Here is a 13,513-nt window from a genome sequence, read left to right on the forward strand (position 1 = left end):
AGCCCAGACATAAATATTTGAGGGCTAAAGCTTTACCGAATAATTAATAATTAAATAATTAAATAATTCAGGTTGAAAGCCTCCCCTTTTAAGGGGAAAAAAATAAATTTTTTCCTTTTAGTCAATCCTCTTCCTTTTAGGGAGAGGTAATTATCCATTATCCATTAATGAATAAGAGCCTAATTATAAGTGTTCTGCTAGACACGATATGAAACTTCTATCAAGAAAAAAGGTAACTTCAGTTATCAGTTAGCAGTGACACTTCGCGAAGTGTCAGTACATCGGTTATCAGTACCTCTGACCGAAGCATTGGGATTGAAATACTGAAGTTGATTTTTTTTCATTCCCTTCAAAGGAGAGGTTTTAGAGCTTTTTTTGGCTTTGTTGTAATAGCCATAGAACATCCGTTCCGCTTTTCGGTTGTCCCCGACATGAAAGGTGAACCTAGTGGCAGTTATATCACCCTCTTTCTATTATTCTATTGGCCAATAGTTAAAGCCTTCAAAGCCTTTACAGGTAAAACTTTCAGCCTTTTTTTTAATACCGAAGATAATAGATTTATTTATTGGACAATAGTTGTAGAAGTATGAAGTACATATGCTTGCCTATTGTGCGGTAGCTATATGTTTTCATACAACAAAGCCGCTTTTTTTTGGTAAATGCTTAAAACCTGACGATCAAAAAATATATCAGGACTTACGCAAATTATTAGATAATATGCTATCTGTAGAGGGCGAATGCCATTCGCCCCTACCACATAGCGGTGCGACCCCGCGTCGGCCTCAGACGCAAGCGGTGCGACCCCGCGACGACGAAAGTCGCAAGGGAACGCGCACCAAGAGAGGGAACGCGCACCAAGAGAACGTGGTTCTGCGTAAGTCTTGTATGATATAACACTGAACTTCTGATTTCTGACTTGCGCGTAGCGCTGTTGAGATGCTTCCATGTGAAAATTAATTTATTCTTTTTGTTAGTCCATTAGATGATTTCAAAGTCATCTGCTATGGGAGTATCTCCTTGGAGAAATGCGAATTGTGTTACTGTTGTATTGTCATCTTGAACAAAGTAAAGCTCTCCACTTGTGTCATAAACTAGATTAGTAGAACCATCAGGAGTGAACTCACTAATGTCTGAAACTGTTGCTAGTTGAATGTTGCCTCCAGCATTACCAAGAATAATATCCGCATCTATCTGAATGATGTCACCATCTGTAGTTCCCCTGAAGTCTGTGAGGGTGTCAATACCTCCAGCAGCATTAACGTCAAAGATGTAAACATCTGCTTGAGTGCCACCTTCAATGATGTCATTACCAATACCACCAATCAAGGTATCTGCTCCAGTGCCACCTATCAGAGTATCATCACCAACTCCACCTTGGATGCAGTCATTACCAATACCACCATTTAGGCAGTCAATACCATCACCACCGAAAATGGTATCGTTGTCTGTACCACCTATAACTGTATCGTTACCTTCACCAGCAAATATTAGGTTTTCTCCAGAAATACCCTCGATGATGTCATCACCTATACCCCCTCTAATCGTATCATTCCCGTCACCACCTCGGATGGAGTCATTGTCCGCACCACCAACAAGACTATCTGCACCACCACCACCAAAAATGGTATCATTACCACTGCCACCAAGCACTGTATCATTATAACCAGTTTGTCCTACATTATCTCCAGAAAGATTGTCATCTCCACTACCGCCATCTATGAAGTCTGCACCAGTATCCCCTATGGCAGTGTCATGTCCATCACCACCTTCTATGATGTCATTGTCTGCACCACCGTCGAGGTTGTCATTACCAATGTTACCTCTTACTGTATCTATACCAGCACCACCTTCTATATTGTCATGTCCTTCACAACCTTCCAGAAAATCATTACCTGCTTGACCTCCTATGAGGTCATCCCCCAAACCACCACTTATGCTGTCATCTCCACCTTGGCCGTCTATAGTGTCATTGCCACTACCAGCGTCAACTATATCATTGCTACCTCCAGCATTGATATCATCGTTGCCGGACGTTCCCAATAACCCATCCTCATTTGCAGTACCTTCGATAAATGTCGTACCGTTAAAGAAAAATGAACTACTTGGTGTTGTTGGGTTAGTTACTTCTATTATGCACTCACTCATAACTCTCCTTATTACTTAAGATTGGCTATACATATTTACAAGAGTTTTATCTGAAATCCCTATTATTTTTGTTTTTATTTACATCAAAATTTAGTTTCAAAAAAGTTATTCTATGGCTTTAAATTCAATCGGGTTATTTTTGATAAATTAGGCTTTTTGTCTGATTTTTGTAATAATTGAAGTAAATATTTTAGAGATATAATTAATTCTAATTATGGACAAAAGTATAATTACTGATAAACAAGCTAAATCTTAGTGTTGAATTAGATATAAATACTGATGAATTAAATTTATTAATTATCATATTTTTAAGAGATTATTTAGTAACAAATATTCACTCCAACTTAAACACCTATAATCCAGATGAATTTTAATTAGATAAATACAAATAAAAGGTAGGAAAATTATGATTTTTGCCAACAACATCCTTTTTTCAAACTGGTATTAGAAGGCACGAAGTTAAATTCGCAGCACAGACTAAATTTGAGAGGAGCGAATGTCGGTGTCAGTAATGGCGACTGCCCCTTTCAAAAGGGGTTAAATTTTTCAGGACTTACGCAAAATGTCAAATCATACACCATCTTTAGGGACAAACGGCGGTTTGCCCCTACTAGATATGGTAGTTCTGCGTAAGTCCTGATTTTTTTTAGTCACAATATTTAAAAATTAGGTAGTCCTGCATAGTAATGGTATACAGGAGAAAGGAATACCTAGCACGGGAGCAAGATGCTCCCACTGCCGTGCTTCCTAACAAAGATCGGGAAAATGCACAACCATTACAATGCACCACTACCAAAAATTAAAATGGATATTACCTCTAGTTTCAGGATATTAGGGTAAAAATTAGAGATAGTAGTAAACTCACTACAAAATCTAGTAATCAATTCAATAGAGTTTATTACTCGATCTAACTATTTTTTATCCTATCTTCTAGGGAGTTGAACTCCGTCAGGATATTTAGATAAAAAAAGTTGAGCGATCGCTTCACAGGCAAATTTAATCACAGGAAAAAAATACTCTATGTCTTAGAAATAAACATTTCCAATAATAAAAAATAAAATCAATTATTGTATATAAATCATCAATTATTTCCCCTTAACCCTTACTCCCTACTCCCTTATAGAAAGTTCCCAGTAGGAGATAAATATAGGAAAGGAATCTGAGTAATTTACTAATATTATATTCTGATTTATAATTATTCAACTGAAGATGATATTAGCAGGAAAAAAATCTGATGAAAAGCTTGGACTTTTTTCAGTATAAAAAGGCCAAAGCCTTTATTTTTTTAAATCCTTTAGCAAGCCCTAAGTACAATATCTTAGTATCAGTTTCAAAAAATACTGCTACATTAACTTTTTTTGTAGTTAGGGAACACCAGGATTTTGCTATACAGGAAAATTAAATAAATAGCAAAGGTTTTTCACTATTCATGATCTCCGATAATTAAAAATCAAATCAATTATCGTGCAAAAATTATAGGACTAAAGCCATGCAAACCCAGAAACCCGGTTTCTCGTAGACGTTTATGTGTTAAAAACAATGATTTACCGTAGAAACCGGGTTTCTTTGCGTAAGTCCTGAATTATTAATTCTTTCCCCCTATTCCCTATTCCCTATTCCCTATTCCCTATCCATCAGCAATAATATTTATGTCAACTACTACAACCACTCCACGGGTAAGTGTAATTATGCCCGTCTACAATTGCGATCGCTATATTAGTCAAGCTATAGAAAGCATTTTGGCCCAAACCTATCAATCTTATGAAATTATTGTAATTGATGATGGCTCCACAGACAATACCCGCTTGGCCTTGCAACCTTATATTGAGACTATCCGTTATGTATATCAAGAAAATCAAGGAGTTTCGGCCGCCCGGAATCATGGCATTAATTTAGCACGAGGAGAATTAATCGCTTTTTTGGATGCGGATGATTTTTTCCTACCAGATAAACTCACTGCCCAAGTGGGAGTATTTGACGCCCAACCAAATTTAGGAATTGTTCACAGTGGATGGCGCCGGGTGAATCAGCAGGGCGATCCTATTAAAGATGAAACACCTTGGAATTATGCGCCTAAGTTGGATTTGGAGGGATGGTTGCGCTGGAAACCAATTGGCACAATGGGTACTTTGATGTTTCGGCGGCATTGGTTGCAAGAAGTGGGGAGTTTTGAAGCAGGATTAAGTCATGCCGAGGATGTAGACTTAGTGTTGCGTTTAGCTTTGCGTGGTTGTGAAAGTGAGTGGTTGCGACAGTCTACTATTTGTTATCGTCAGCACGATCAGAATACTATGCGGGATGGAATCTCTCAAGCGCGGTCTATTAATCGGGTTTTGGATAAGTTTTTTGCCTCGGAGTCTATTCCATTAGGGATTCAGTTGTTAGAAAAACAAGTGCGTTACAATACTTTAGTCTGGAGTTCGTGGTATTTGTACTATACGGGTTTTTATTCTGAGATGGTGGAATATTTGCAAAAGTCTTGGAAATATACTCCTTTTTTACCTGTGGGAACAGTTATTAATTGGATTGAGAGTTTTACAGGATTTTCTGAGAATATGGGAGATGATTTGGATGCCGATCGATTAGCGAAAACTGATGAATGGCAAAATTTAATGGGTTGGGTTATTCATAATAGTCAGGTGTCTTGAAACTCAGAAACCGGGTTTGTGTCAAAAGATGTCGGAAGAAAACAGGACTTATGTAAACCAACCAAGAAAACGGGTTTATTTCTCGATTATTGTCTTTCAAACCAGCAATGTTGGTTGATAAATCCGGTTTCTGCGTAAGTCCTGGAAAACTTAGAAAGATATCGAAGCTATTTATTCTGACTCCTGACTCGGTACGGACGTTGCATAACAAAAATGCGAACGTCCCTACCTCCTAACTCCTAACGGCTTTGTTGCATGAAAGTAGCAATAGAACATCCGTTCCGCTTTTCGCTGCGTGATATGTTTGCGGAGCATTCCGTCAGGAAAAGGCGGAGCAAGTGCAGCAGCTATATCACTCTCTTTACTATAAATTGATGTTTGATTTTAACTATTGTCCAATAGTTAAGGCGGGCGGATTAAACCTCAAAGCTTTTACAGGTAAAAGTTTCAGCCTTTTTATTTCCAAAATTGATGTTTGATTTTAACTATTGTCCAATAGTTAAGGCGGGCGGATTAAACCTCAAAGCTTTTACAGGTAAAAGTTTCAGCCTTTTTATTTTCAAAGCGGAGGAAGTACGGAATGTGGGTTTTATACAACAAAGCCACTCCTAACTCCTAACTCCTAACTCCTAACTCCTAACTCCCAACTCCTAACTCCCAACTCATTACTCCCAACTCCTAACTCCCAACTCATTACTCCCAACTCATTACTCCCAACTCATTACTCTTAACTCATTACTCATTACTCCTAACTCATTACTCATTACTCATTACTCATTACTCATTATTCCTGCCTCCCAAATTCTTCTCCGTCCAACTCCGATTAAAAATCAATTCATAAATGGGGTTGTGAATTTTCAACAACCCATTTTGCATAATTGCCAATCCTGACAACCATAACTCTTTTTCTTCTGGAATGCTCATCAGGATTATCTCTTTTTGCTCCAATAACTGTTGATAAAGTCTCAGGAGTTTTCGGCTATTTTGACTTTGAATAATGCGATCGCGAATAGTTTTTAAATGCTCTGGTTCATCTTGAGCTTCCCAATTGTCCACAATTTTTTCTTGTACTATATTCTCTATCCATTGAATTTCTCCATTCACAGGAATAGGTGTTTTTTCATTACGAATCAACCAACATAATTTTTGAGTTAAAAAAGGTTGTCCTCCCGTCCAATTTAATATTTCTTGCAAGACAGTTTGAGGATTACTAAACTTTTCAGCTATTCCATATAATAAAGGTTGTGCTTCATGTTTTTTGAAGCTTTCTAGTTTAATTGATTTACCAATATTAAAAGGAGTTCTCCTAGTATCAGTCATTAATTCTGAAGGAGTTGCTACTCCAAAAAAAGCAAAGGTGAGATTCTTATATCTAGATTCTGGATTAATTGTGCGTTGATTATAGCAATAACGAATCAAGGCAAAAAAGTCATCCACGGAAAAACTTAAATCTAAAATAGTATCAAGTTCGTCGATAAAAATGATAACTTTTTTTTCAGCTTGATCTTCCTCATTATTGACTTCAACTAATATAATATCTTCCAGAAATTTACCAAATCTTTGTACGGGAGAAATATCTAATCCGTCATTCCACCAAGCTCTTATATTAACTTTTCTTGTTAAACTCAAACTGCGCAATAAATCAAAAGCTAATCCTTGATACCATCGTTCTTCGGTCAAATTTTTAGTACCAATATCGGTTAAGTCTATGACAGTACACTTATATCCTTCATCCCTAAAATGATTGAGCATTCGTATCATCAGACTAGATTTACCCATTTGTCGGGCATTTAAAATATAAGAAAACTCACCTTGTTTGAGGGCGTTGTAGAGATTTATATCTGCTTGTCTGACTACATAAGTAGCAGAATTATTGGGCAAACTTCCACCTAATTGATACTTAAAATTAGAAGTTTCTTTGCCACTTTTTAGTAGGTCATTTTCAAACTGGAGTTTTGCTTGAGTTGCGTTGAGAACTTCTACGGTTTCAGATAGTTCTTTTGTCCGTTTTTCTACTTTTTGTTCTAGGGTTTGATAAAATCGGGAATTGTCAATGGAAATTGCTGCTTGAGCGGATAATATATTTAATAGTTCGACTCTTTCTGAGGTGAATGTATCTGTAGTTAAATTATTTTCTAAATAAACTATTCCTTTTAATTCATTTTGGTTAATTAAAGGAGTACAGAGAATTGATTTACATTTTGTAGCGACAATATAAGGGTCATTAATAAATTGTCCTTGGTTAGCTGCATCATCGAGAACTATATTTTCTTGACTGTTAATTACATAATTGATAATCGTAGTTGGTAAAATTGGAATTGATGTTTCTGGATCTACAGATTCAATATTGATTGATTCTAAAATCCTAGCTTGGTTTCTATCTGTTGTTTCTTGAGCTTCAATCACCCAATTATCTTCATGGTTGAGAATCAGAAAAACTTTTTCCGCTCCCGCATTTTCAATGGCAATTTTCATTAAGTGGCGCAGGAGATTTTCCAAATTAATTTCACTAGAAATTGCTTGAGATGCTTTAATAACTGTTGTTAAGTCGAGAATTTCTCCAGTAGCTCCCCTGGTAGAAAATATTGTACTAATACCTTTTAATTTACTTCGATCAATTACTCCTGATAAATACTGGGGATATTCCTCTTCTAGTTGTTTGACTTTAGCTTTAGCACCCCAACGAATGTAACAATGATGGGCGTTTTTTAAGTACAATTGACCGATTTCTTGTCTGTCTAGGGCGAGATAAAATTCTGCTGCTCGTTCGTAAGCTAAAGCTTCTTCGTGGATAAATTCATATTTTTTGGCTCCTTGAATGGCGCGATCGTACAGTTCTTGTGCTTCTAAAGTTTGCCCTAATATTCTGGCTTTTTCCGCTTCTACTAAATCATATTTGTTCTCGAAATTTTCTGGGCAATGTCCAGCCCACATTTTCATTATTTCTTGATTCTTGTTGACTTCATCTAGCAGTCTTTTTTGTTTAATTGGATCTGAGTTATGATAATTAGCTAGAAAAGTAAGAGAAGAATAGAAATTATATTGAGAACCTGGTAAATATTTAGAACAAGCATCAATAGTTTCTGCATCTTTAATTGTGTAATTAATAGCCTTATCGTGTTGTTTGAAAAAGTAAAGTATAAATATTTTGGCAAAACAAGCTATAAATAACAACCATAAATTTTTATTTTCATTTCCACTCCAATTATCTATATAAAATTTTTCTGCTAATGAACAATCACCAATGACAAGAAAATCTTTTTGTTGATCAATTAAATTATTTACTATTTGATAACATATATATGTGTAATTAGTACAATATTCTAGTTGAAAATTATTAATTAAATTAACATATTTTTTACTTTTATTTCCAAGGTTTTCTAAGCTATATCCTCCAAATAAATTGATCAGGAAATAACTAATAAAACAGTAAGAAGCTAAAATATAATCTCCTATATTTCTACCTTTTTGAAACCCTTTAATACATTGTTCTTGTACGTCAAAATTTCTCAAATATTCTTTCCAATGCCATGCAAAACCATAATACATATGGATGACCAGAGCATCTAGTGAGGACAAATTATATTTCTCTTGCAACTTTAGAGATAGTTGTCCGAACTGATACCCCAAGTCAATATCTCCGGCAGAAAAAGGTGGGAATAAAGTAGTGTAAAAAATATAGCTACCAGCAGCTTGAGGAGGATTACCATATTGAATGCAGAGATTAATCAGAATTAGAACTACTAATGATACTAAAGGTGAATTTGTAGTTTTTATAGAGGGTATTATCTGTTGCGAAATTAGGATCGCTGAAGTTTTATAAAGATTTGTAAGTTTTGGAAGATAAATTAAATTCTCAACTTCCTGATCTTTTAAAAGATATTCTAAGCGCTGATATTCCTGATTAGTTCTTTTTTTGATTTCTTCTTCATTCTGAGGTATATCAATATCAATTTTGGGTAAAGCCAAAGCTTTACAAAAATTTTCTATTGCTTCTTGTTGCTTAAGTTCAGCAAAATAAGATAAACTTTTAATCTGATATATCTTTACTTGATCTAGAGTATCGTAATTTTTACTTAGCAAAATCTCAGAGCAATCTTGAACCTTTAGATAATTAGCCGTTAAATAAAGAACTTCTAAGAACTCTAGATGAATTTCAAATATTAATGAATTTTGGCAATTCCATTGGTTAAAATCTAAAAGCTTTATCCCAGTTTCTAAATACTTTAATGCTGTTTGATAAGCAGTTGATGCTTTAGCTTTTTTTGCAGCTTTAAGATTTAATTTAGCTAACTCATCTTTTTCTAATTGGTCAGTAATTAAGTCCAAACCTTCGTTCAGTTGATTGACAATATCAAAAATATTATTCTGTAATTCATCCTCTTTATTCCGAGCTTCTTTAATATTTTTCAGTAGCAAACGACCTACTTGTAGATGAACCTGCTTTTTTTCTGCTTCTGGAATCAAAGAATAAGCAGCTTGTTGTACTCGGTCATGTAAAAATTTGTAGGGAATAAATGTCTCATGTTGAGATGAGATTTCTGAGCTATTATTTGGTAATTCTTCTAAACTCCAAAGCAGAGGAACTTGATAATTATTGTTTAGAGGAATTATTAAACCTTCATCTAGGGCAGACTGTATTTCTTGGGCTGTAACTATTTGAGATTTGTTATTGACAATTGAAAGAATTTCTAAATTAAAATGGTTTCCAATACAAGCTGCTAATTTGAGAACTTGTTGAGTTTTTTTATCCAACTTTTCAATTTTTCTGACCATTAAGTCAACTACATTATCGGTAATAGATACACTTTCAATTTGGTCTATATTCCATTGCCAATAACTTTTTCCATCGTCTTCTAGGTTCAGAGGAGATTGTTCTGGATTAAACACTAACAAATTTTCTTGGTATAAGGAATAAAGCAGTTGAGTCAGGAAAAAAGGATTACCTCCAGTTTTTTTGGCAACTAATTCAGCTAAAGGTTTAGTAATTTTTATTGAGCAACTTAGGGTATCAGCGATTAATTGATTAATATGATTAATTTTTAAGGGATAAAGGGTAATTTCATTAACTGATACTTTTGCTTGCTTAATTTTCTCTAAAGTTTGCATTAGGGGATGAGCAGGACCAACTTCATTATCTCGATATGCTCCAATTAAAAGAAAATATTGGTTACCTGAATCTGATATTAATTGCTCTAGTAAGTTCAGAGATGGTAAATCTGCCCATTGTAGATCATCTATAAATATTACTAAAGGATGTTCTTTTTGACAAAAAATATTTAGAAATCTTTGAAAAAATAAATTAAATCTATTTTGACTTTCAGTGGCTCCTAATTGTTCTACTGGCGGTTGTAGCCCGATAATTTTTTCCAGTTCAGGAATTACATCAATAATAATTTGACCGTTATTTCCTATAGCTTCTAATAGTTTATTTTTCCAAGTTTGTAGAGTTATTTCCGGTTCGCTTAGGAGTTTACGAATTAACTCTTGAAATGCTTGAGAAATAGCTGAATAAGGAATATCTCTCTGGAATTGGTCAAATTTACCACTAATAAATCTAGCTCGTTTTTTTGTAATGGGTTTGTGAATTTCATTAACTAAAGCTGATTTGCCTATTCCTGAAAAACCAGAAATCAGAATCATTCCGGTTTTTCCTTGACTTACTTCTTCAAATGCTGTTAATAGTTGATTAACTTCTTGTTCTCTACCATAGAGTTTTTGAGGAATCTGAAATTTCTGAGAAATATCTTGATTTCCTAAAGGAAAATCTGAAATTTCTCCTAAAGTTTTTAATTGATGCAGACAGGTTTCTAGATCGGCTTTTATTCCCCAAGCGCTTTGATATCTTTCTTCTGGAGTTTTAGCTAATAATTTACTGACTATATTAGATACAGAATTAGGAATATCAGGAATTAGTTCATGTACTGGTAAAGGTTGTTGTGCAATATGACAATGAACTAACTCCATAGGATCGGTTGTTTCAAAAGGAAGTTTATTGGTTAAAAGTTCGTAGAAAGTTACGCCCAGGGAATAAAAATCGCTGCGATAATCTATTCCTCGATTCATTCTACCTGTTTGTTCTGGAGCAATATAAGCTAAAGTTCCTTCTAGTTGATGAGGGGGAATAACTGTCACAAATTCTTGGGATAAACGGGTAGATATGCCAAAGTCGATGATTTTTAGTTGTCCTGTTTGGGGATTATAGACAATATTGGCAGGGTTAATGTCTTTGTGAATAATATTAGCAGTATGAATTGCTGCTAGACTTTCTGTTGTTTTAATAGTAATACTCAAAAAGTTTTCTAAGTTTAATTGACCTTGTTGGGATAGTAATAATTTTAAGGATTGACCACCAAAGTCTTCTAAAAGCATTACTAAACTATTCTCGTATCTTTGTAAGTCGTACGCTTTAATAATACTATCTACATTCAAGGAACGAGTAATTTCATATTCTTGTTTGTAGCGAGTGAGCTCGGAAGGAGTAGGATAGTTTTCTTTAAGAATTTTGAGAATAATAGCTTGATTATCTGGCTTAAAGATAGCTCGATAGACTAAGGAGTTAGGACTTTGATAAATTTGTTCAATGATATGATAGTTTTTATTATTCTTACTGACATAGTTCATGGTTTATTGGCGTTAGTCTGGAAGGGATTGAGCTTTATTGCAGCTACAAAAAAGCTTTGGCGTTGCATGTTTTGGAAATTAATCCTGAAAGGAATAATTTCCATTTATAATCTACCTAAATTCTATATTCATTATAGTAACGCCAAAGTTTTTCATAACTCCTACTAAGAACAACAGACGGGAATAAAAGGATTAGGAGGTGTAAAGTCGTTCTCGTCTACATTTTCATGCCATTCTACCAATTGATCCGGTTTAAGTGTTGCGTTACTATATTGTGGACGAGGTGGGAAGGAAAGCGTAAATAAGAGTTCAAGCTTTCCACTACGATTACGAATGTCACTAATCACACCGTTAAAAACGGTATAATCTACCTCAAATATAGCTTCGAAACTGTCATCTGTTTGATAAATCGGGAATTTATAGAAATCACTATATTCTCGCTTTATATTACCATCTTCACCTATTAAATGGTAAAAAACTGTGTACAAAAATTTATCGTACTTATTACCATTTTTGTTAGGTTTGCCTTCTGTCAGAAGCTTCCGCAACTCAGGGTATGAATTGTTTCGGTCTGAGGGATACAGGTACCAGTTTAGCCCTAGTTTTGCTTGACACTTCTTGCATATCAAGTTGTCGAAATTGTTGTTGCATTTATCGTCGCAATTTTTTTCGTCACAAGAGTCTACTTCGTCGCCACTGTAGTACCACATAAAAGCAATAACTTGAGAAATTATCTTTGATTGTCTAATTATATCTAGAAGATTTAAACCAGGGCTATCTCCTTCACTACGTGGGACAACAGCAATTTCCGATGCTTTTCGCATTAATTCTTGCTTGAATATAGACTGATCGACATTTTTTACACTCTCTTGTAAGAGAGGCTTATACATTTCAATAAGCTTTCCGCTTTGCATTCCAATAACCATAATTTAACCTACCTGATTTAATGAAAAATTTGACATACCTACGATTTTTGAGACCGTTAGATTTTTTGATTCAATGACACAAAAAATTATAACGATTAAAAAAACTATCCAAGAATACTACCATATTTTTGACTTCCCAATCTTAATTTTTGTATTCTTTGTTTAAATACCATTTACACAAAAGAATGCTACAAAAGTTGAGTTATAGGCAACAAATAACAGAAAATAGGCAACAGAAATTCGTAGCAAATATTGATCAAAGTGGTATAATTCTCACAACCAATAGGTTGGCCAACCGCAGCCAGACTCTAAAAAACTAATTTGTTCTGGGGCAATATATGCTAAAGTTCCTTCCAGTTAATGAGGGGGGATAACTGAGAGAAATTCTTGGGATAGGCTGGTAGATATGCCAAAGTCGATGACTTTTAGCTGTTTTGTTTGGGGTTATAGACAATATTTGAGGGGTTAATGTCTTTGTGGATAATATTAGCTTGATGAATTGCTGCTAAACTTTCTGTTGTTTTAATAGCAATATTCAGAAACTTTTCTAAGTTTAATTGACCTTGTTGAGATAGTAATAATTGTAAAGATTTACCGCCAAAATCTTCTAAAAGCATGACTAAACTATTATCGTATCTTTGTAAGTCGTAAGCTTGAATAATACTATCTACATTCAAAGAACGAGTAATTTCATATTCTTGTTTGTAACGGGTAATTTCGGAAGGAGTCGGATAGTTTTCTTGGAGAATTTTGAGAATAATAGCTTGATTATCTGGCTTGAGGATGGCTCGATAGACTAAGGAATTGGGACTTTCATAAATTTTGTCGATAATCTGATAATTTTGACTATTGTTGACATGGTTCATGGTTTATTTGCATTAGTCTGGAAGGGATTAAGGTTTTTTTCTCAGTCGAATAAAGCTTTGGCGTTACTAATTTTGGGGATTAATCCTGAAAGCAATAAAATCCATTTATAATCTACCAAAATCATACATTCATTCCGCAACGCCAAAGTTTTTAGCAACTCCTACTAGCAAGTACACAGAGGAATAAAAGGACTAGAAGGAGTCCTGTTGTTTGGATCTTTGTCTTGATACCACTCTTTCAATTCCCACGCTTCAACTGTTGCTTTACCATATTGTGGACGAGGTGGAAACGAAAGCTTTATTA

At 34.7% G+C, this 13,513-nt stretch carries 5 protein-coding genes; 1 reads left to right on the forward strand and 4 read right to left on the reverse strand.

The window, feature by feature from the left end; genetic code table 11:
- Positions 1-978 precede the first annotated feature (978 nt).
- Positions 979-2,145: a calcium-binding protein gene (locus F6K40_RS09100; RefSeq protein ID WP_293134423.1), complete on the reverse strand. Its 1,167-nt coding sequence runs from the start codon at positions 2,143-2,145 to the stop codon at positions 979-981.
- A gap of 1,649 nt (positions 2,146-3,794) precedes the next feature.
- On the opposite strand from F6K40_RS09100, the gene F6K40_RS09105 reads away from it, so the two are divergent.
- The gene (locus F6K40_RS09105) at positions 3,795-4,793 is read left to right on the forward strand and encodes a glycosyltransferase family 2 protein (protein WP_293134426.1); all 999 of its coding nucleotides are present in this window, start codon (positions 3,795-3,797) and stop codon (positions 4,791-4,793) included.
- A 777-nt stretch (positions 4,794-5,570) separates the two neighbouring features.
- Here the strand turns inward: F6K40_RS09105 and F6K40_RS09110 are convergent.
- The 3 genes from F6K40_RS09110 to F6K40_RS09120 all read right to left on the reverse strand — a co-directional run bounded on the left by F6K40_RS09110 (position 5,571) and on the right by F6K40_RS09120 (position 13,209).
- A complete protein-coding gene (locus tag F6K40_RS09110) occupies positions 5,571-11,417 on the reverse strand; it encodes an AAA family ATPase (protein ID WP_293134429.1) in 5,847 nt (1,948 codons plus the stop codon).
- Between the two features lie 164 nt (positions 11,418-11,581).
- A complete protein-coding gene (locus F6K40_RS09115) occupies positions 11,582-12,307 on the reverse strand; it encodes a hypothetical protein (RefSeq protein ID WP_293134432.1) in 726 nt (241 codons plus the stop codon).
- A gap of 461 nt (positions 12,308-12,768) precedes the next feature.
- Positions 12,769-13,209 carry a protein kinase domain-containing protein gene (locus tag F6K40_RS09120; protein ID WP_365670778.1) on the reverse strand — a complete coding sequence of 147 codons (441 nt, stop codon included), beginning with the start codon at positions 13,207-13,209 and terminating at the stop codon, positions 12,769-12,771.
- Positions 13,210-13,513: the final 304 nt, after the last annotated feature.

It is taken from the genome of Okeania sp. SIO3I5, from assembly GCF_010672085.1.
GTDB lineage: Bacteria > Cyanobacteriota > Cyanobacteriia > Cyanobacteriales > Microcoleaceae > Trichodesmium.

Excerpts from the sequence above, each read along its gene's own strand:
- F6K40_RS09105 (WP_293134426.1), top strand. The coding sequence starts at position 3,795 with ATGTCAACTACTACAACCACTCCACGGGTAAGTGTAATTATGCCCGTC.
- F6K40_RS09120 (WP_365670778.1), bottom strand. The coding sequence starts at position 13,209 with ATGAACCATGTCAACAATAGTCAAAATTATCAGATTATCGACAAAATT.
- F6K40_RS09110 (WP_293134429.1), bottom strand. The coding sequence starts at position 11,417 with ATGAACTATGTCAGTAAGAATAATAAAAACTATCATATCATTGAACAA.
- F6K40_RS09115 (WP_293134432.1), bottom strand. The coding sequence starts at position 12,307 with ATGTATAAGCCTCTCTTACAAGAGAGTGTAAAAAATGTCGATCAGTCT.
- F6K40_RS09100 (WP_293134423.1), bottom strand. The coding sequence starts at position 2,145 with ATGAGTGAGTGCATAATAGAAGTAACTAACCCAACAACACCAAGTAGT.